General features: G+C 57.0%; 17 protein-coding genes. 8 read left to right on the top strand and 9 right to left on the bottom strand.

The window, feature by feature from the left end:
* Nucleotides 1-44: 44 nt before the first annotated feature.
* Together ACZ1J6_RS26000 and ACZ1J6_RS25995 are read left to right on the top strand one after the other, a co-directional pair.
* Nucleotides 45-2,330: an FdhF/YdeP family oxidoreductase gene (locus ACZ1J6_RS26000; protein ID WP_465128569.1), complete on the top strand. Its 2,286-nt coding sequence runs from the start codon at nt 45-47 to the stop codon at nt 2,328-2,330.
* Between the two features lie 274 nt (nt 2,331-2,604).
* Nucleotides 2,605-3,057 (top strand): PA2169 family four-helix-bundle protein, encoded by a 453-nt coding sequence (locus ACZ1J6_RS25995; RefSeq protein WP_465128568.1) that lies wholly within the window; start codon nt 2,605-2,607, stop codon nt 3,055-3,057.
* Here ACZ1J6_RS25995 and ACZ1J6_RS25990 read toward each other — a convergent pair.
* Both ACZ1J6_RS25990 and ACZ1J6_RS25985 read right to left on the bottom strand, forming a co-directional pair.
* Entirely contained in the window at nt 3,035-4,435 is a 1,401-nt protein-coding gene (locus ACZ1J6_RS25990; RefSeq protein ID WP_465128567.1) for a glycosyltransferase family 4 protein, read from the bottom strand. The two genes, ACZ1J6_RS25995 and ACZ1J6_RS25990, sit on opposite strands and share 23 nt — an antisense overlap.
* Before the next feature lie 746 nt (nt 4,436-5,181).
* The gene (locus ACZ1J6_RS25985; RefSeq protein WP_132270385.1) at nt 5,182-5,523 is read right to left on the bottom strand and encodes a DUF1488 family protein; all 342 of its coding nucleotides are present in this window, start codon (nt 5,521-5,523) and stop codon (nt 5,182-5,184) included.
* Between the two features lie 366 nt (nt 5,524-5,889).
* Between ACZ1J6_RS25985 and ACZ1J6_RS25980 the strand changes: the two genes are divergently transcribed.
* A complete protein-coding gene (locus tag ACZ1J6_RS25980) occupies nt 5,890-6,312 on the top strand; it encodes a hypothetical protein (RefSeq protein WP_465128566.1) in 423 nt (140 codons plus the stop codon).
* A gap of 145 nt (nt 6,313-6,457) precedes the next feature.
* On the opposite strand, the gene ACZ1J6_RS25975 is transcribed toward ACZ1J6_RS25980, so the two are convergent.
* The 3 genes from ACZ1J6_RS25975 to ACZ1J6_RS25965 form a co-directional block, all read right to left on the bottom strand.
* On the bottom strand, nt 6,458-6,784 hold the full coding sequence (locus ACZ1J6_RS25975; protein WP_465128565.1) for a hypothetical protein: 327 nt from the start codon (nt 6,782-6,784) through the stop codon (nt 6,458-6,460).
* A gap of 87 nt (nt 6,785-6,871) precedes the next feature.
* A complete protein-coding gene (locus ACZ1J6_RS25970; RefSeq protein WP_132270382.1) occupies nt 6,872-7,264 on the bottom strand; it encodes a GFA family protein in 393 nt (130 codons plus the stop codon).
* Between the two features lie 5 nt (nt 7,265-7,269).
* A complete protein-coding gene (locus tag ACZ1J6_RS25965; RefSeq protein ID WP_132270380.1) occupies nt 7,270-7,497 on the bottom strand; it encodes a DUF3072 domain-containing protein in 228 nt (75 codons plus the stop codon).
* Between the two features lie 753 nt (nt 7,498-8,250).
* On the opposite strand from ACZ1J6_RS25965, the gene ACZ1J6_RS25960 reads away from it, so the two are divergent.
* From ACZ1J6_RS25960 to ACZ1J6_RS25950, 3 genes are all read left to right on the top strand, one after another.
* Nucleotides 8,251-9,693, top strand: a complete 1,443-nt coding sequence (locus tag ACZ1J6_RS25960; protein ID WP_465128564.1) for a DUF7125 family protein — start codon at nt 8,251-8,253, stop codon at nt 9,691-9,693.
* Between the two features lie 46 nt (nt 9,694-9,739).
* Nucleotides 9,740-10,093, top strand: coding sequence for a response regulator (locus ACZ1J6_RS25955; RefSeq protein ID WP_465128563.1), 354 nt, complete (start codon nt 9,740-9,742; stop codon nt 10,091-10,093).
* Nucleotides 10,094-10,174: 81 nt separating this feature from the next.
* The gene (locus ACZ1J6_RS25950) at nt 10,175-12,175 is read left to right on the top strand and encodes a PAS domain-containing sensor histidine kinase (protein WP_465128562.1); all 2,001 of its coding nucleotides are present in this window, start codon (nt 10,175-10,177) and stop codon (nt 12,173-12,175) included.
* A 122-nt stretch (nt 12,176-12,297) separates the two neighbouring features.
* On the opposite strand, the gene ACZ1J6_RS25945 is transcribed toward ACZ1J6_RS25950, so the two are convergent.
* The gene (locus ACZ1J6_RS25945; RefSeq protein ID WP_465128561.1) at nt 12,298-12,726 is read right to left on the bottom strand and encodes a hypothetical protein; all 429 of its coding nucleotides are present in this window, start codon (nt 12,724-12,726) and stop codon (nt 12,298-12,300) included.
* A gap of 363 nt (nt 12,727-13,089) precedes the next feature.
* Here ACZ1J6_RS25945 and ACZ1J6_RS25940 point away from each other — a divergent pair, with 363 nt between their 5' ends.
* Complete coding sequence (locus tag ACZ1J6_RS25940; RefSeq protein WP_465128560.1) at nt 13,090-15,225, top strand: bifunctional diguanylate cyclase/phosphodiesterase; 2,136 nt, start codon at nt 13,090-13,092, stop codon at nt 15,223-15,225.
* 602 nt (nt 15,226-15,827) lie between these two features.
* A complete protein-coding gene (locus ACZ1J6_RS25935) occupies nt 15,828-16,757 on the top strand; it encodes a YihY/virulence factor BrkB family protein (protein ID WP_465128865.1) in 930 nt (309 codons plus the stop codon).
* Between the two features lie 690 nt (nt 16,758-17,447).
* Here ACZ1J6_RS25935 and ACZ1J6_RS25930 read toward each other — a convergent pair.
* From ACZ1J6_RS25930 to ACZ1J6_RS25920, 3 genes are read right to left on the bottom strand one after another with little or no spacing between them, the layout of a single operon-like run.
* Complete coding sequence (locus tag ACZ1J6_RS25930) at nt 17,448-18,314, bottom strand: glycosyltransferase family 2 protein (protein WP_465128559.1); 867 nt, start codon at nt 18,312-18,314, stop codon at nt 17,448-17,450.
* On the bottom strand, nt 18,311-18,898 hold the full coding sequence (locus tag ACZ1J6_RS25925; protein ID WP_465128558.1) for an SAM-dependent methyltransferase: 588 nt from the start codon (nt 18,896-18,898) through the stop codon (nt 18,311-18,313). Before ACZ1J6_RS25925 ends, ACZ1J6_RS25930 begins: the two co-directional genes overlap by 4 nt.
* Nucleotides 18,895-19,566 carry a PIG-L deacetylase family protein gene (locus tag ACZ1J6_RS25920; protein WP_465128557.1) on the bottom strand — a complete coding sequence of 224 codons (672 nt, stop codon included), beginning with the start codon at nt 19,564-19,566 and terminating at the stop codon, nt 18,895-18,897. The genes ACZ1J6_RS25925 and ACZ1J6_RS25920 overlap by 4 nt, the downstream gene beginning before the upstream one ends.
* Between the last annotated feature and the right edge of the window lies 1 nt (nt 19,567).

The raw sequence follows: 19,567 nt of genomic DNA, 5'->3' as shown, positions 1-19,567 counted from the left end.
CAAAGCCGACTTTGCGTCTGCTCGAGCTTGGAGGGTCGTTTAAAATGGCTGAGGATGAAAAAGGCACGGTCCACTACGAAGGGACCGAAGGTGGCTGGGGATCCCTTCGCGGGATGGCGGAGATCGCCTGGCGGGAGAAACCAACGCTGGCTGCCATCAATACTCTTCGGCGCCAGAACAAAGTCAAAGGGTTCATGTGCGTGTCCTGCGCATGGACCAAGCCGGCCAATGCCCACCCGCTAGAATTTTGCGAAAACGGCGCCAAGGCCACGCTATGGGAGCTGACCAGCAAACGCTGCACCCCGCAGGTTCTTGCAGGTCTTCCTGTAAGCGAGCTGAAAACCTGGAAAGACTACGATCTGGAGCAACTCGGGCGCCTAACCCATCCGATGCGCTACGATCGGGCCACCGACACTTACCTGCCCTGCGACTGGCAGGAGGCCTTTACCGCCATTGGCCGGGAGCTGAAGACGATAGATCCAGGCGCAGCAGTGTTCTACGCCTCCGGCCGCGCGAGTCTTGAAACCAGCTATCTTTACGCGCTCTTCGCACGGCTATACGGCCACAATAATCTGCCCGACAGCTCGAATATGTGCCACGAGACGACCTCGGTCGCATTGAAGAAATTGATAGGCTCCCCTGTGGGAACCTGCGTCTTGTCAGATTTCGAACTTTGCGATGCGATCTTTTTTTTCGGACAGAACACCGGTTCGAACAGCCCGCGCCTTCTTCACCCTTTGCAGGAGGCCGTCAAACGCGGGGTCAAGATCGTTACCTTTAACCCGATCCGCGAAAAGGGACTGGAGGTCTTCAAAAATCCGCAGAGTCCCGCTGAAATGTTGACGCCCAAAAAAACCCAGATTTCCACGCTGTATCTGCAAGTAAAGGCGGGCGGGGACATCGCGGCGATAACTGGCCTGATCAAGCATGTTCTGGCGGCAGAAGAGAAGAAGTGGAACGAGGAAAAACTCCACGTTCTCGATGTCGATTTCATTAAGCAGCATACCACTGGCTTTGAAGCGATGAAGGCGTATGTCGAAGAAACCAGCTGGCAGGAAATCGAGCAGGAGAGCGGTCTTGCCCGCGCCGATCTGGAGGAGGCTGCACAGATCTATGTCGAGGCAAAGCGTTCGATCGCCATGTACGGCATGGGGCTCACCCAGCATGTCCATGGCTTTGACAACCTCGCGGCTCTGACTAACTTGTGGCTCTTGAAGGGCAATATTGGCCGCGACGGCACCGGCATTTCACCGGTCCGCGGGCATTCCAACGTTCAGGGCCAGCGAACGGTGGGTATTTCCGAAAAGCCAGAGTTGGTGCCGCTCGACAAAATTGCCCAGCAGTTTGGGTTCGAGCCGCCGCGCGAAGAAGGCATGAATACCGTCAAGGCTTGCGAGAAAATCATATCGGGCGAAGTGAAGGCGTTCATCGGTCTCGGCGGCAACTTCATTCGCGCTATTCCCGAACGCGAGAAGATGGAAGCGGCCTGGCAAAAGATGCGCCTGACCGTGCAGATCGCCACCAAGCTCAACCGCAGCCATCTCATCAATGGTGAAATCGCCTACCTCTTGCCCTGTCTTGGCCGATCGGAGGAAGACAAGCAGGAAAGCGGCGCGCAGGCTGTGACGATGGAGGATTCGCTCTCTTGCATCCACGGTTCGCTTGGCAAGAACAAGCCGGCATCCGAACATCTGATGAGCGAGGTGGCGATTGTGGCAGGCATCGCAAAAGCAACCCTGCCCCCTAATCCCAAGGTCACGTGGGATGAATGGACGGCGAGCTATGCCACGATTCGTGACAATATCGAGGAAACCTACCCCGAGCAGTTTCACGATTTCAACGCCCGCGTCTTCACTCCCGGCGGCTTTTACCGCGGTAATTCCGCACGCGAGCGGGTCTGGAAAACAGAAAGCGGCAAGGCGGAATTTTCTGTTCCCAAGTCAATGACATCAATCGGGTTCACGCCGGCTGTCGGTCGTTACCGGCTCGTTACCTTGCGCTCGAACGATCAGTTCAACACGACGATCTACGGCTATTCAGACCGGCTGCGAGGCATTGAAGGCACCCGCGACGTCGTACTCATGAACCCCGAGGACATCGCGGCCTCGGGCCTCACCAATGGTCAAGTCGTTTCACTTGCGAGTGACGCCGGTGACGGCGTGCATCGTCAGGTCGACGGGCTTACCATCACTCCGTTTCTACTGCCTCGCGGCTGCATCGCTGCCTATTATCCAGAGATGAATCCGCTCATTCCGCTCTGGTATCACGACGAGCACTCGAAAACGCCGGCTGCCAAAGGGGTCCCGGTCCGCATAGTGCTTGAGCCCTGACGCGCGCGCAGCACTCCTGGCATAGAGGCAGTTTTTCGCGTGCCGAAATCAAAACGCGGGACTTTGGAAAGACTTGCCGCAAACGCTGCCGGCGGAAAACTAAGATCAGGACTGATCATTTCAGGCTGCGGAACGGCAGGTGACATGCACTACACTTATGAGTTCCAGTAAATATATTATTTTCTCCTGAAGCAAATCAGTCTTCTGGTCGTTTAGCTGTCGTCCCGTCTCTGCTCGTGCGAGTTTACGGGTTTCATATCCGATAGGAACTACTATGTCCGACAATAGTCACGATATTTCGACACTGAATAGCCTGATTGCAACGACGATCGACAGCGTTGACGGCTATACAGAGGCTGTCAAAGATAGTGAAAATGCACGTTTCACGTCGCTTTTCACTAGCCGAGCTGGTGAACGCCGCGAAATCGCCTCGCGCTTACAGCAGGAAGTCAACAAACTGGGTGGCAAGGCCGAAGACGATGGCACCGTTTTGGCAGGGGCCCACCGCATGTTCTTGAATCTCAAATCTGCCGTAACCGGACGTGATGACAAAGCTATCATCAATGAGGTCGAAGCAGGCGAAGATCACATCAAGGCCAAGTTCGAGGATGCCCTGGCCGACCGCGAGCTTTCCCCCCCAGTGCGTCAGCTTATTGAAACCTGCTTCGTCTCCGTCAAAGCAGGGCATGACGAGATGCGCGACATCAAGCACTCGATGGAACGTTAAAAGCCTTATTGCGGGGGGCTAGCTGCCCCCCGCGCCGCTTCGCAGCTGGTTGGTTCCCTATAGAAGGCATGCCAATGAGCGCCGTGCCAGCTTCGCCAAATCGTTCCCGGTGATTGTCACAAGTTTCCTGACTTTCGCCGCGGATACGCAAGGCACGCTTCTCTCTCACGGCCCGGCCGATTAGACCCGCGCAATGCTGGGCGAAGCGGGGCCAGATGGTGGAACGCCCCTTGGTGTAGGCGCTACGCTTTAGCTGAGCCATCGCCTCGGGAAAAGTGAGAATGGCATCGATCGCCTCGGCAATAGCCGCCGGCTCTCCGACGGGCACCAGTTCGCCTACTCCGCCGGCAAGAAGTTCGCGCGCATGGATGTACGGCGTCGAAACAACAGCCTTGCCGAGTGCGACTGCGTAGCTAAGCGTCCCGGAAGTCGATTGCTGCAGATTGGGATAAGGCGTCAGATAGATGTCGCAGGCTTCTATCTGGTCGAGTAGCTCCTCCGTCTCGAGGAATCTGTCATCCCAAGATACATTGGCTGTTACGCCCAGCTCCCCGATGCGCGCTTGTAGCCGTTCGCGGTAAGCCTCTCCCTGCTCCTGCACAAGATTGGGGTGGGTCGCGCCCACGATCCGATAAACGACCCCCGGATGCCGTGCAGCAATCGCAGGGAGCGCTTCGATTGCATGTTCCAGCCCCTTGCCCGGCCCTAAAAGCCCGAATGTCATAAGGACAGGCCGGCCTGTCAGTCCGAGCTTCGCCTTGAACGTCTCTTCCCGACCGAACGGGCGATCAGGGGCTCCATGGGCAATGACAGATATACGTTCAGGGTCGGCGTCGTACAGTTTTACGAGAAGGTCGCGGCCGTCCTGGGACATCACCATAATCTGCTCGGCCCGCTGCAGAATGCGCTGAAGCACCGCCCGCTGATTGGGCGAGGGCGACGACAGAATCGTATGGAAAGTAACAACGAGAGGCACCTCGAGGCGGTCGACCAGTTCGCATATCAGCTCGCCGTCCGGTCCTCCAAAGATGCCATATTCGTGCTGAAGCCAGACCGCGTCTGGTTTCGATAGGTTGATAAGTTCTGCCGCCGCGCAGTAAGCGTCCCGTTCACCCGCAGGTATGACGCGAATGTCCGGATCGTAAAGCGCCAGTGCGTTACGGTGGTCGAGCGCAAAGACATCAAAGGAAATGTTCGGGTAATGCGCAGCGACATGCGTTTTCAAGTCCTCGGTAAACGTCGCTATGCCACATTTTCGCGGAGCGAACGTCCCGATGAGCGCAACCTTGAATGTATCCGTGAAAGATGGGCTTTTGTACCTCTTGTTGTCCGTGAACGAAGCCGCATGTCTGGAGAAGGCGTTTTGCGCGTGAAACATGCCGGCACGGATCCTATGAGGGGTTTAATTTAATAACGATAGTCCAGCATGGTCGTTCCCCATTGATCGTACAACTTCATAGATTCATTGGGGCACCACGTCATAACAAAACGGCAGGGTAACCAAAAAAACTCTAACCCACTATGGTTAAACCTGATCTTTACTTTCAACCTCATCAGCCCGTACGCGTTATTTTGGGCAGCTGGTTTCTCAAAAAAGCGTTGATTTAGATATCTGCAAAATGGCTTCGAAATGCCTGTCTTTGTTGAGTGGTCCCTTGCCATGGCTACTTTCGGTCGCCACGAATCTTCATTTTCCAAGAGGAATTTATTCACAGAGATTTCCATGACACGCGCCCTGCTCGCTATTGCGGTTACAAATAGGAGCGCAGCAGTACGCTGCGCAGTCCCTTGGCCCTATGGTTGTCCGTCCAGCCAAGGGAAGCACACGGAAAGGTCTCCGCTGCTTGTCGACAATTTTTTTAGCGGGTGTTCAATTTTTCTTTCGCTGCGCCGCTGACACTTGGTGCCGAAGTTTCATCCGGGGCTTCCGGCCGCTTCTTCTGCATAAGCTGGGCGCGGCGTTCGTACCGGGGCACCCTGCGCCGGCTTGCGAAGCATCGCGAATTTCTGCAATTTAATATGCTTTAGTTTGACACGGCAAGTCGCAGGAAAAGATTGATAATGGCACTTTTTCCCGTCTGGCACGACTGAACTTATCTCCGGGCGGTCCAGAGCCCTCATCGCTCAGTTTTGGCCAATTTCCGGATTACCACCGCTTTGCTCGAACAATCCGGGATGATCCTCGCGAAGCGATTGCAGGACTGAGACGTTGATAACGAACTCGCTTTGCCCCCGATCGCCCGCAAGCCAGATCCTGTGCGCAGCTGGAAGGATAATACCCTTATTTTCGTCGAATATATGCTCAGCGCTGTCTTCGATCGATACACCGATTTCGCCAAGCGATCGCAGCGCATCAAAAGTCACGTAAAATCGGTAAGTTTTTGCTTCCCACTGCCCGATGAACTCGACGGCTTGTCGGCGCGGCACCCAATTTCGCACAGCTGACGTGAAGGTTAGGTCAAGCATGCCGACGCCTCCTGATGGGCCTTAAGTTTAAACGCCCGGTGAGCAGAAGGTTCCCGCAGCCCTGGGGCAGCAAGCGGCCGGGCACGGCGGCTTGTGCCTCACCTCGGGCAGGGTCTTTTTCGGCGTTCTCGCACGCAAGGATGATGCCGGGCGAGCCAACGCGCAAACGGGTTCACAGATTGGCACGTTCCGGCGGGCGCTACAGTTTATAAACTGTTGATTTTTTGTGCTTCCTTTTTCGCCTCACCAAATCCGCTCTTCGTATGTCTGGCACGGCCTGCCTTCCTCGCCGAAACATTGCTGGCTGATGCAAATTTCACCGTGCGGGCCGCGACTTAGTGTCCAGATTATCGAGAAGGAATGGAAATGAAGCACCTTGCAAGCGCTCTGGGAATTATCGCTGTGAGCGTTTCGGTGGCCGCGATGCCGGTAGAGGCGCAGCCCTACCGTGGCGGCGACCATGGCCGAACCGGGTCCAGCCACACGCAACGACCTGACAATCGGCAGTGGCGCGGCGACCGGGACAAAAATTGGAATCCGGCAGCAAGCTACCATCAGGGCAATTACAAGGAGCGGCGTCTTGGCCGCAATGATCGCATCTACCGCGGGAAGGACGGACGCGCTTATTGCCGCCGATCGGACGGCACGACGGGCTTGGTGGTCGGTGCGCTGGGCGGAGCGGTTCTTGCCAAATTGGTCGGCGGCAATACCCTAGGCGCGCTGGCGGGTGGTGCCGGAGGCGCCCTGGTTGGCCGTGAGATCGATCGCGGCGGGGTAAAATGCCGTTGACGGCAAAGTATCCATTGAATTGTTAATTTCGGGAGGGGCGCCGCTAGCGCCCCTCCCTATCCTGCATTGTCATTGGCTGTAATAGGCGAGCAAGTACTCGATCCAGACTTGCTGCAGAAGTAGCGATTTGCTGGGGCGGGTCCGGTCAAGCAGCCTTCGGATTAAAATCGTGCGAATTGGCCATTCCAGTTCGGTAGGTCGGCTGCGCGCCGCCTATAACCGGGATTTTTTGGGAAGTGGTCGTTCCGTCCGCACACCGTATTTTCTTCGACAACCCCAGACCGCACGAAGGCTTCTCGCACCTGTGCTTCATCTTCGGATTGTCGCCGAATACGAAGGTCAGAGCTAAAAACTTATACGCTTCGCGCAATCGAGCAATACCGTCTTTGTCGAAGGCTGACATTTCCGCATCGTCAATCACACCGAGGAGGCTATTCAAGAAAGCAGCGTAGTCCCAGAGCGAAGTAGCCATAACCGGACCCTATGAACGTCCGCGAATGACCGCAAGGGGCGGTTTCTGCGGCTTTTTGGTCGGGTACCAAGCGTGCGATGTCGACCACTAGGTTTCAGATCGCAGATCACTTTCTCGATCTTTCTCATAATGTTTGACGAGCGGAAACGCCGGCAGCCATTGCTCCCGCCGGACCATCCAGTTCTCATATGTCGGGATGAACTGGTCCGGCGCATCGAGCGAACCCAGATGTACTTCAACCTCATCCTCGTGGCGCGCGAAAACCGATGATCCGCAGCATGGGCAGAAGTGTCTGCCTGCATATTCGCTTGTTGCACCCTCTATGGTGACGGCGCTGCTAGGGAAGATGGCAGCCGCGAAGAACAGGGCTCCGTGATGCTTACGGCAATCAAGGCAATGGCAGACGCCCACACGATAGGGCTGGCCATGAGCCATGATCCTTACGGCTCCGCACAGACATCCGCCGCTTACCCGCTCCACGCAGCTCAGTCCCGACCCAGCGCCGCCTTCAGCGCGTCGATCCGCTGCGAGGCTTCAGCTTTACTGAGGCTTTCGGGCGGCAAGTCCTCGCCTGCTTCCTCGCAAAGCGTCGTGAGATAGGACGCCTGTGCGCCGGTCATCGGATCATCGCCCGAGACCCAGTTGGACGGATCTTTTTCGGTGTTCGATCCCGGATGATCCTCAAGCTTGGGATTGTGCATTTCCTCGGACATGCGCCTGCTCCTTGTTCGCTGTTCGTTCCTGAAACAATCGAATCGCCGGCTTGGTTCCCCGCATCAGCGGAGCGCGAAGGATGATATCGCTCGGCTCAATGAATTCTGCCAGCTCACCTTCCGGACAGTTTGTCGGCAGGACACAGCATCGCGTCCTTGTCCGGCTGCCATCCCAGAAATCGCGCGCCATTCCGAAAACGGCCAGCCGTGACCTGATCATAAACGGCCTCAACTCCAAGTCCGTCCGCTAGCGCCACGTAGTCGCCGCTCTGGTTGGCCTGCCATCAGCCCGAGCCGCTTGGTGCGCGGCCGGTGAACCCTGGCCCGCCTCATAGGGTTTGAGTGTTTTTGCCAGCGCGGCCCATTCGCCTGCAGGGCATGCCGAAACGAAGCCGACGAGGCCCAAGGACCCATCGGCCCCATAGAAATCCAGAAGCAACAAAGCCACACCTCCGTCGCTCTTGCGTATCCTCCCACCACACAATCGGCGGTCCTCTGTTGCTTGACCGGTCCGCCTGAGGATCGAGCAAAGTCTCGAGCGCTCGAGATTTTAACTCCGTTTCCAGATAATCTGGTACATGCCTGCCGCGTCATTTGATACTCGAGGCAATATGAAGTGGGGGCAGCGTGGGAGGCTGAACGCATTTGACCGGCATGGGAGCCGCCGCGAAGGGAAGACGCCGGCCAGCGACCCTGCTAAGAGGCCGGCGATTCATATCTTCAAGTCGTTCAGCTCTTTCGAAGGAATTTTCAGTGACGCAGCAGCTGCCTCGGCTATCGACGGGGGTGCCAGGCCTCGATCCCATCCTCGGCGGCGGCTTTGTCGAGGGCGCGTCGTATATTGTGCAAGGGCAGCCAGGTGCCGGCAAGACGATCCTGGGCAATCAGGTGGCGTTTGCGACCGCCTCGTCGGGCAGGAAGGTTCTGTACGTCACGCTTTTGGCCGAGACACACGATCGGCTGTTTCAGTCGCTTTCAACCCTCTCGTTTTTTGACAAGGCTCAGCTGGGCAGCCGTATTTCCTACGTCAGCGTGTTCCAAACGCTCAACAAGGAAGGCCTCGGCGCCGTGGTCGATCTCTTGCGAAAAGAGACCAAAAGACAGGGCGCCTCGCTGATCGTATTTGATGGACTCCTCAACGCAAGAGACCGCGCCGAGACCGATCTCGACGTCAAGACTTTCGTTGCCGAAGTGCAAAGCCAGGCGGCGTTCGTCGGATGCACGGTGATGTTCCTAACCAGCGCCCGCACGCATGACGACAGCCCCGAACATACCATGGTGGACGGCGTAATCGAAATGCATGAGGAGCTCGTAGGTCTCAGGACGGTCAGGCGCCTGCGCGTGCGAAAATCCCGCGGAAGCGCCTCGCTTGGCGGTTTTCATCAATATGAGATCGCCGAGCCGGGTATCAGCGTCTTTCCCCGCATAGAAGCAGCGCTTCGCCTTCCCTCCGTGAGCGACCAGCCCGATCTGACACCGCTGACCTCGGGGATCGAAGGTCTCGATGTGCTCACAGGCGGAGGCCTTCCAAGGGGATCCACGACTTTGGTAGTCGGGCCGTCGGGCAGCGGCAAGACGTCATTCGGGATAAACTTTCTGGCAGCCGGCTCCCACAAGGAACCCGGTCTTCACTTTGGCTTTTATGAATCGCCGGACCGTCTTCTTTCGAAGGCCTCGGCGCTTGGCCTCGATTTGCGGCGAGCTGTCGATAAGGGAGAGCTCGAAATTTTGTGGCACCCTCTGACGGAAAATCTTATCGACAAGCTGGCATACCGCCTGCTGGACGCTGTAGCCGCACGAGGTGTCAAACGGCTCTTTATCGACTCGTTGGGAGGATTCGAGCGCGCCGCGGTCCACGGCTCGCGCATGGTTGAGTTTTTTGCCGCGCTGACGAACGAACTTCGTGCACGCGGGGTCACGACGGTTGCCACCTGGGAACTTCGGGACCTCTTCTCCTCGCAGGTTTCAGCCCCAGGTCCTGAAATATCAGGCGCCCTCGATAATCTTATCCTGATGCGTCAGGTAGAGATCGGTGCGCACTACAAACGCCTGCTGTCCGTTCTCAAGGTCAGGGACCAATCCTACGCCGCAGCGCCCCAGGAAGTCATCATAGACGGTCACGGGCTCGCCATTTCGGGCCCGTTTGAAGAAGCTGTCGGTATATCGACAGGCCTCGCCCGGCCTCTTGGTGCCTGAAGCTCATGAAGCGTGATCTCCTAAAGGGCGCCTCATGAACATAGTCGTGGCTGAAGACGAGTTCCTGATCGCGGATATGCTGGTGGTTAGTCTTGAAGAGGCGGGCCACAGAGTTCGCGATGCGCCCCACGGTGCCGGAGCACTCAGGCTGATCCAGGAAGAACGGCCGGATCTGCTCATAACGGACTTCATGATGCCGCTGATGACTGGCCTCGAGCTCGCGGAAGCCCTGCGCGCTGACGACGGTTTGCGCGACATACCGATCGTGCTAGTCAGCGGAGCCCAAGGTTCGATCGCGCGCGAACGAAGTGATCTCTTCGACATTGTCATCGACAAACCGTATCGTATCGAGAGGATACTCGAGGCCCTTGGTCGATTGATCGCGAAACCCATCGATTAAACCAGAGCCGCCGTCGTTGGCACTGTCTTTCTAGCAATTTTGCAACGTGACCTGCCTCTAGAAGTCGCCTAGCTTTCAGCTATGAAAAACGAGAAGGGCATATCAGGGGCGAACATGCCGCCAGAAGACGGCAACGGCGGAGCGATGGGGCAGCTTGTCGCCGGCTTTCCACAGCTTGCAGGTGATCCAGCGATCCTGGGACAAATCATCGAACACCTTCCACTTCCTGTTTATACCGTTTCGTGCGAGGGCCTGATCACCGCCTGCAATCGCGCGGCCGCAACGCTCTGGGGCCCAGCTGCCGCGGCGGACAAGGTCAGGTGGTGCGGGTCGCTGCACCTCTACACGCCTGAGGGACGCTGCATTCCCCACGAGCAAAGTGCCGTTGCGATCGCGGTAAGGAACGGCAAGCCCTACACCGGGATCAAGGCAATTGGCGAGCGCCGAGACGGCAGCCGGTTCAGCTTTACCGCTCATGCAATGCCTCTCCTCGACGGCACGGGTGCGGTGGTCGGAGGCGTGAACGTCTTGTTTGACGTTATTGACGGCGAGAATAGCGATATCACTGCTCACCGCCTCGCCGCGATTGTCGAATCTTCAGACGACGCTATCATCAGCAAGACGCTCGACGGAACGATCACCAGTTGGAACGCGGGCGCGGAGCGAATCTTTGGTTATGCGGCTGGCGAAATTATTGGCAAGTCGATCCTGAGTCTCATTCCGCCCGAACGCCACAGCGAGGAAGACGAAATCATTCGCCGCCTGAAGAACGGCGAGCGGCTTCAGCACTTCGAGACCGTGCGCCTGCGCAAGGACGGCGAGTGTATTCCTGTATCGCTTACCGTTTCACCCATACGCCGGGCCGACGGCGTCATTGTAGGCGCATCGAAGATCGCCCGTGACATCACCGAGCGCAAAAACAAGGACGACCTGCTCGCCCGCCAGACCGCAGTGCTCGAAACGCTGAACCAGGTCGCGGCCGTCATCTCGCTCGATCTTGATCTTGACAGGATCGTCCAGTCGGTCACTGACATCGCCACCGAATTGACCGGCGCCAGGTTTGGCGCTTTCTTCTACAACGTCACTGCCCCGGACGGCGAGTCCTACCAGCTCTTCACGCTCTCCGGAGCACCACGCGATGCTTTCGAGAGCTTTGGCATGCCGCGCAATACAGCCGTCTTCGCACCGACCTTTGCTGGAGAAGGCGTAGTACGCTCGGACGATATCCGGTCCGATACCCGTTATGGCCGTAACTCGCCTCACCGCGGCATGCCGCAGGGCCATCTTCCGGTGGTCAGCTATCTTGCTGTGCCTGTTAAATCGACGTCAGGCGATGTGCTGGGCGGACTGTTTTTCGCCCATGACGAGCCAGGGAAATTTTCTCAAGATACCGAGGCTTTGATTTCGGCCATCGCGTCTCAGACTGCCGTTGCCGTGGATAACGCGCGACTGCACAAAGCGGCGCAGGCAGAGGTGGAGCAGCGACGCCGGGCGGAAGGCGCTAAGGAATTGCTTCTCCATGAACTGAAGCACCGCGTGAAGAATACGCTTGCAACGATCCAGGCTATCGCCTCTCAGACATTTCGCCAAGCACCGAAGGAAGAGCTGAGCGCGTTCATTTCCCGTCTGCTGGCGCTCTCGACCGCCCACGATCTCCTGACTGAAAAGGACTGCGAAGCAGTCGGCGTCGCCCATATCGTCGCGCGGGCTCTCGGTCCTTTCCTCGATAGGGATCGTGAACGTGTGGAAATTGTTGGGCCGGCCGCCGCTGTCCCTTCGGCAAAAGCGCTCACGTTGGCGATGATACTTCACGAGCTTGCAACGAATGCTGTTAAGTACGGAGCATGGTCGAACGAAAGTGGCATCGTTACGATCAGATGGCACATCACTGAAAACGAAGCAAAAACGGTTTTGCGGCTTGAATGGTCAGAAGCGGGCGGCCCTCGTGTTTTTTCGCCTAAAGAAAAGGGTTTTGGGTCACGAATGATCCAGCGAGCCCTACGAGGCGAAGGCGATCAGGCGCAGTTCGATTTTCGGGCAGATGGCTTGGTGTTCTCGATGAATATCGAGTTAGTGGATTAAGTGGCCGGATCCTACTGGCGGCACCTGCCGATACGCTCCCTGCGTACAAATGAGCGCCGCTAACCCGCAGCGAAGCATTTTAGCTGCTTGGCTATGTCGACGGCCTGACGCTCAACGTTATTTCAGGCTTCGAGAGGCTTTTCCTGACCTTTATGAATTTGGGTTAATATCGACATTCTGTCATGCCGAATTCCGGGAGGCGTCGGTGATGTAGGCGCTATCAGAAACTGGGCCAGCTTTGCGGAGAGACGCTGCTCGGCCTCGATGCGATGCCGCGCTAAAGCCTGACAAAGCGGTCCATCGTCATCGATACGGTGCCAAAACCCGCTAGTATCCGCAAGGGTCACGCGTAGTTCCTTTGCGGCTTCTCGATCGGCTGCGGTAATCCCATTCATCGCGACAACGCTTTTCCCTGCATGCTTTTGCTGGATCCGAAACGGCCAATGTCCTGCCTTGGTTCCGTGCAAAAAATTGGCAAAGGTCTTATCCGACTTGGTCCGGGCGCCTTTGAGCCTTGACCAAAATGCACAGACCCGGCCGGACTTAGACACCCTCATCGCGATCGTGGAGCGAGGAAATGGCGAGGCGCAGAGGTCATCGGCGGCATTGAGGCCGCAAACCACCGCCTAACCTCAATGCCCAATCGGTGAAAAAATTAGCTTATGAGCTCTCACCCGCTTTGTACGTTCGGCTGGCCCACCTTCTCAGCAAATCTACCTTTTTCGATATCTGTTCTACTGATAGCCCGAAGGGGGGCTAGTGATGGACAATCCGTTCACCTTATTTGGCTACTTTTGAACATATCGGACACAATTGTTTATGGCTGGATCAAGCTGCAGTTAAAACCAAAATTTAATTGATATGTCGCATAACGCCGAGATATGTCGCTATCGCTCTTTCCCGCTATCCGACTCTTGTGCAGGACCGTCAACGCCAGGCATTTCTGGCCGGTGGTTGTTCTGCTGTTGGCATGCTTCGGCGCTGTTCTTGTTGTCCTTGCCGTCACCACCAGGGCTCAGGATGACCTTCAAGCTGCGCAAGAAACGCAAGCTCTCCAAAATGCCGTTCAGTCCCTGAAATACAACATCCGTCATGACCTGCAAGACTATGCGAAGTGGGATGACGCAGTCCGCCATATCAGCAAAAATCTCGATGCTGATTGGGTCGATGACAATGTCGTTGCTTACTTGGGACGCCAACAGGGATACGAGCAGATTTTAGTTCTTGACGCGCGAAATCGTGCAATATTTGACTTCGCGAGAAATCCAGCAGAAGTTTCGGAAGCCAAAATTGTCTCCGACCCCGAATTGCTACGGTCCGCCAAACGCGTGCGCAATATGCCCCGAACCGGAAGTCCAATCGAAGCAGGCTTCAGCCGGGTCAACGGCAAATTGATAAATTATGCAGTCGCGGCGGTTGTCCCACTCACGTCAAAAGTGACTATTCCTGCTAATCTTCCTTCCCACATCCTGATCTTGGCTGACACCGTCGACAATGGCAAGCTTGCACACCTTAACGAAAACCTCAGACTTTCAGACTTTCGTTTAACGCTTGGCCATCCCAATGCCGCCATGCGGTCACTCGCGCTGACGGACACCGACGGGAGCGTGTTAGGCTGGCTGCAATGGACTCCGAGGCGGCCTGGAACCGACCTTTTGAGGCGGGTCGCCCCGATCATCATCGGCCTTGCAATTTGTTCGGTTCTGGCGGCATTGCTCATTCTCCAGAACGGGCTTCGAGCAGTTGAAGCTGTCCGACAAAGCGAACTTCGCGCACGGCATCACGCTGATCACGATGCTCTGACCGGCCTTCCCAATCGCCGTGCGCTGCTATCCAGGATCTCCGCGCAGCTTGCGCTGGGTGATGACCCTACATTGCTGTTCATGGACATGGACGGCTTCAAGGATGCCAATGATGTCTATGGCCATGCCGCAGGCGACTTGCTGCTCAAAGAGGCAGCAGCACGGCTCTTGCTTTGCACCCAGGGCGCATTTGTTGCACGCGCCGGCGGCGATGAGTTCGCTGTCTTGCTTAGCGGCGACAAGCCCCACGAGGCAGACACCATCTGCGAACGCATCATCGACGCCGTTCGCTTACCCTTTGCCATCGGGCACTACACGGTGACACTTGGGATCAGCATCGGTTGCGCAAGGGGTGAAATGCTCGGCGCCGAGGGCCAGGATGAACTGATCCGCCGCGCCGACGTAGCGATGTATTGCGCTAAAAACGATGGCAAAAATTGTAAGCGCACATACGCACCAGCACTCGATGAAGGTCATCTATTGAGGATGAAACTGGAATCGGATCTTCGGGCCGCGATCGAGCGCGATGAACTATATGTTCATTTTCAACCCATCGTGTCAGCCGCGCATAACATTATGGTGGGAGTTGAAGCGCTTGTGCGCTGGCGTCATCCTGAGCACGGTGATGTCCCACCTGACGTTTTCATTCCGATAGCCGAGCTAAGCGGCTTGATTAACGCGGTCGGCAAGCACGTTCTTCGGCATGCCTGCCTCTCAGTACGAGAGACGGCGTTGGAACTGGCCGTTAACATTTCACCGGTGCAGTTTTGGGACCGTAATCTCCTGGACGATGTTCGCGATGTCCTGCAAGAAACAGGGTTTCCGCCTGAGCGACTCGAACTGGAAATAACGGAAAGTCTTCTTTTGAGACGTCCTGATAAGGCTGCAAAAGTTATCAGCGGCTTGCGGAGCTTAGGCATCCGGATTGCCTTGGACGACTTCGGGACCGGTTACGCCAGCATCGGCTACCTCCAGCGCCTTAAGCTGGATCGTATCAAGATCGATAAGGCCTTCGTTGCCCCTTTGGGCAACGAAGAACGGGCCTGCGAAATGATATTGTCCATTGTAGCGCTCGCCAATGCTTTCGACGCTCAGGTTACTGCCGAAGGCGTCGAGACAGAAAGCCAAGCGCAAATTGCCAAAGTAGCCGGATGTAGCAGGATGCAAGGTTGGTACTTCGGGAAGCCTGTCGCGGCCGGCAAGCTCATGACCCTGCTCGATCCTCGTTTGATATCCAATGTTGCGTGATCGCGTAAGTTACGACGATTTAAAATTGAGCGCCGGGCGCTGAAATCTGCCGCCGCCCACCGCCAGTTCGGCGAACCCGGTAAAGTTCCCTGACAAGCTTGGCGAGACAATTGCACGGCGCGGCCGCCTCTGCAGAGTATATAGGCACTCTAATCTGCGCGGTGAGCAGACTGATAGCGGCCGTCCGAAACCCTTTAACGACCCTTGCTTCTACCTGGTCTCAGGCGGCGCCTTTGTCGTCTCATCCTGCGCTTTGTCAGCCAAACGACGAGAACATGTTACAACCCTGGCCCATTCATACGAAAAGCGGTGTGTGCTTACAGATCGACGGCTCCGGGTCGGGGCCGGTCGATCCACTGTTAACGCGGTCGAAACAATGTCGCTGCGTCCGAAGGATCACTCTCACCGGCGCCTGGCGTCCAGGCTGCTGCGTTCATGGACAAAACCGGATGGCACATGAGCGACAAGCTCGAGTTTCCCTCCCGCATCGATTTTGGCGGGAACGCGCGGGATAGCCGCAGGTTAGGCTTGCAGACAGGGAGCATTGGCATGGACGAGCGGATTTCGGATGCGCTGGGGCAGGGGCTGCACGCCCAAGTGAAATTCCGGCCAAAGGTTGGAAACAAGTTATCTTGCGGGCTTGGAGCGAAGCGAGCGCCGACAATCTGGGGCTTATTGCATCGGGGGTGGCATTTTGCGCCGTCCTCGCCCTCGTGCCCACTCTCGGCGCGATCGTTTTGACCTATGGTCTTCTAGCCTCTCCGGAAACAGTAGCCGCCAACATCTCCTCCCTGACTTCGATGATGCCCGAAGACGCCGCCCGGCTCATTGGCGAGCAACTCGCCAATGTTGTTAAGACCTCGGACGGCAAGAAGGGGTTTGGCCTGCTCATTGCCCTGGTGATTGCACTCTACGGTGTGATGAAGGGTGCAACCGCTCTGATAACTGCGCTCAATATCGCTTACGACGAGGAGGAGACGCGGTCCTTCATCAAGATCAACGTGACCGCGCTCAACATAGCTGCCGGAAGCGTCCTGGTCGCAATATTGGCAATTTTGGCGATTGCCGCGATGGCGAGCCTGGGCAAGCTCTTGCCCTATGCACCGGCCTATCTGGCGCCGCTGGTTACTGTGTTTACCTATCTCGTTGTCGGCGTCACCGGAACCGGTCTTGCTGCTGCAGTCTATCGCTTCGGTCCCAACCGCGCACACGCCAAATGGGTTTGGCTAAGCCCAGGGTCGATTTTCACATCCGTTTCCTGGATGGTGATCACGCTGGGATTCGGCCTTTACGTTGCAAACTTTGGAAATTACGATGCGACTTATGGTTCCCTCGGCGCAGCGATGGTGCTTTTGACATGGCTTTATCTCTCGGCATTCGCATTGCTGCTCGGCGCTGAGCTTAATTGCGAACTGGAACGACAGACAACCCGCGATTCCACGACAGGGGATGAGCGTCCGCTAGGGAAACGTGGCGCTTATGCCGCCGATACCGTTGCTTATGAAGCTCCCCTCGTACGCAAAGATGTATGATTTTAAGCGCCAGCTGGAGGCTCTGATATCCAGCGCGAAAACGAGTTAAGCAGCGCCGCGTAAGCGAACCAAGCTGCGAGGGTAATCTTGCTGGACCTGCCTGCGCCTCGGCAAGAAATGACGTATCGAAGCTCTCGCTTTTGGCCCGTCACCTTCTCACTATATATTGAGCTTTTTTTCGCACTTCACGGCAAGATTTCGTCGATCATCCATCTTCTGAAAGCATTTCATTGTCAGGAGCAGCCCCTCCAAGCCACCGTGACTGAGCGACTGTTTGCTGGATCAGGGGAGATCCGCCGCCTCGCTCGCGCGGTCGATTGGGCAGAAACGCCGCCTGGTAGGATCTATAGCTGGTCTCAGAGCCTAAGAGCGACAGTTCGTCTTTCGGTCACACTGTCCGAAGCAGGCTCTCGAAAACGCAATGCGTCTGAGCTTACCGACGAGCCCGTCTTGAGATAGTGGTAGCTTAGACGCGTTGAATGGTGAGCCGAAGTGCTGATCCAAGCCAACGTTTTTGGCAGTTGCGCGCAGAGCCAGATAAGCTGGTAATCGCTTCCTTCTGCCAAAGCAGGATTTAGCGGAACGCCGTTCTGCTTGTTTTGACCCCAAATAGAACCGCACGCGGTACGAGGGCCCAAGTTCTCAGCGCGACGCCGAACCGAAGATCCTCGCCGGCCCGGCGGGTAGCGTTCAGCTGAATGCCTTGTCCCTGTCCTGATTGACAAAGGCGCCGCGAAGCTCCTGCACATTCGGTTTGCGCTTCAATGCGATCTTTCCATTCTGCCATTCGATCAGACCCAGGTCTTCGAAAGCAGACAGCCAACCGTCCATGGGCCACTGTCCCCATCGCTTGTAGAAGACTTCGGCATTTCGCAAGATGTCTGAAAAATGCTGCAGGGGAGGATCGAAAGTGTCGTGGTATTGATGGAACGCCCCAACCCCGGCGCCGCCCATGAACAGCATCGAGATCCCTGCAGCTTTGCTGCGGAAGCCGAAATCCGTATCCTCGGCGCCATATCCAGTGTACGCCTCGTCAAAGCCGCCCAGGCCGAAAAAGCGCTTGCGGCGAATTGCGAAGACAAGAGACCAGAACAGTCCAGCGTTGTCTTCCTCGCGGAGACCTTCTGCCGGAAAATCGCGAACCGGATGGGGAGAAGCTGTTCTCTTGAGATCAGCCTCGCTCCACTCCCCCCTTGCGTCTTCCGGTTTCAAGTAGAAGACCTCCGCGCAAATGAGCGCATCGCGTTGAACCAAGAGCTTTTCGGTTAGTCCCAAAAGCCTGCGCATGGGAATGCAGTCGACATCGAGGAACAACAATGTCTCTTCTCTTGCGGCCCGTGCTGCCGCGTTGCGGGCAGCGGCGAGCGGCAGGCCCTCAGCTTCCAGCCGCAAGACCCGTGCGGGAAACGGCAGCGCAGGGAGGACGACGGGGGGCTGGCTCCCCATGTCGGCAATTATCAATTCGCCTGGCACTGCCTCGCTGCGGCGTAGACCCTCGATCAGCTGCGCCAGATGATCCGGACGGTCCTTGACCAACGTAAGGACGCTGAGGCTCATAGCGTTCCTCGCCATAAATCGAGACGGTAATGAGGGCAGCGTTCCTCCAGGACTATCTCGGTTTTGTCTCGAAGCGCGGCCTGAAGCTTGGCGACCGCTTCGTCCCCTGTCTGGGGATAGTCTGTCTCACCCGTCCAGTGAACAAGCAGGAGGTCTCCGCCCGGCAGCAAATGGCCATCGATCCAGCGAGCAGCGCGCACAAGATCGCCGTCGTCCCAGTAATAGGCCACTTCGGACAATACGGCGAGATCGAATGTCTCCTCCGGCGCACTGCCGGGAAAGGCCATTTGCGCAAAGGATACCTGCGGCGCCGTGGCGCAGCGCTTCCGCGCAGCCCGTAAAGCTGTGGCACTGACATCAATCGCCAGCAAGGCTTCGCACGCAGCTGCAAGCTTGCTTGTAAGAACGCCCTTGGCACAGCCGACCTCGAAGCCGCGGCGATAGGACCTTCCCCCCAGAGCACGGACCGTATGGTCAAACTTGGAACGTTCATAGGCGCTTGTCTCGAGGTCCCAGGGATCTTCGTCGCCCTGGAACATCCGTTCGAAATAATCGGGCTCCAAACTCGACGACCGGCGGTTCATGGTTTTCTCCGCACATAAAGAGTATCATAGGCTGGCATGCGCAGCCGTTCTTTAGCCAACCGAAACCCGGTGCCGTGCGAACCTGTCAGCTGGCTGCGGTGAGCGCGAAGCGCATGACGCCGTCTTCCCCCCGGCAGTTTGGCTGTCCGCAGGACCTGGTTTTTATTGCGCGCTGGCGCGTCTGCCCAAACAACGTATTCAGCAACGATCAAACGCCGTCTCGCTTTTGATTGAACAGCGTAGGCAAGGCGCGCAGCTGCGGCGTGGTCGCAGTGGGGTTCACCGAGCGCTGTCACTGCTATTGCATCAACCCTGCAGCGACGGCAGAGCGCGGACAGAATGCTCGCCGATCGATCAAAAATGGGCTCACCGGGAGCGGCGGGCGAAGCGTCTTTCCAGTCAAGGTGAAACCGGTTCAGCGCGCGGCTAGCTGTAAGGCGAAACAGCGCATGCCCAGCCTCGGCCTTTCTTCTTGCGGCCAGACGCAGAGGGGTGATGCTGTCCGCCTCGTGAGAGCCCGATCCGTCGGTAAGGTAAGCGATCCCTGCCAGAGTTCCTGCCGCCCAGGCCTGCGCGATAAGCGCACCTGTCCCCAGCGTCTCGTCGTCAGGATGAGGGGCCAGTACGAGCCATCGTCGGCGCCGCCACGGGTCTGCGTTTAGAAACATG

The sequence above is a fragment of the Novosphingobium sp. BL-S-21 genome, from assembly GCF_055521655.1.
Note: the sequence above shows the minus strand (reverse complement) of the source record. Positions and strands in the feature narration are given on the sequence as shown.

Excerpts from the sequence above, each read along its gene's own strand:
- ACZ1J6_RS26000 (WP_465128569.1), top strand. The coding sequence starts at position 45 with ATGGCTGAGGATGAAAAAGGCACGGTCCACTACGAAGGGACCGAAGGT.
- ACZ1J6_RS25995 (WP_465128568.1), top strand. The coding sequence starts at position 2,605 with ATGTCCGACAATAGTCACGATATTTCGACACTGAATAGCCTGATTGCA.
- ACZ1J6_RS25990 (WP_465128567.1), bottom strand. The coding sequence starts at position 4,435 with ATGTTTCACGCGCAAAACGCCTTCTCCAGACATGCGGCTTCGTTCACG.
- ACZ1J6_RS25985 (WP_132270385.1), bottom strand. The coding sequence starts at position 5,523 with ATGCTTGACCTAACCTTCACGTCAGCTGTGCGAAATTGGGTGCCGCGC.
- ACZ1J6_RS25980 (WP_465128566.1), top strand. The coding sequence starts at position 5,890 with ATGAAGCACCTTGCAAGCGCTCTGGGAATTATCGCTGTGAGCGTTTCG.
- ACZ1J6_RS25975 (WP_465128565.1), bottom strand. The coding sequence starts at position 6,784 with ATGGCTACTTCGCTCTGGGACTACGCTGCTTTCTTGAATAGCCTCCTC.
- ACZ1J6_RS25965 (WP_132270380.1), bottom strand. The coding sequence starts at position 7,497 with ATGTCCGAGGAAATGCACAATCCCAAGCTTGAGGATCATCCGGGATCG.
- ACZ1J6_RS25950 (WP_465128562.1), top strand. The coding sequence starts at position 10,175 with ATGAAAAACGAGAAGGGCATATCAGGGGCGAACATGCCGCCAGAAGAC.
- ACZ1J6_RS25930 (WP_465128559.1), bottom strand. The coding sequence starts at position 18,314 with ATGAGCCTCAGCGTCCTTACGTTGGTCAAGGACCGTCCGGATCATCTG.
- ACZ1J6_RS25925 (WP_465128558.1), bottom strand. The coding sequence starts at position 18,898 with ATGAACCGCCGGTCGTCGAGTTTGGAGCCCGATTATTTCGAACGGATG.
- ACZ1J6_RS25920 (WP_465128557.1), bottom strand. The coding sequence starts at position 19,566 with ATGTTTCTAAACGCAGACCCGTGGCGGCGCCGACGATGGCTCGTACTG.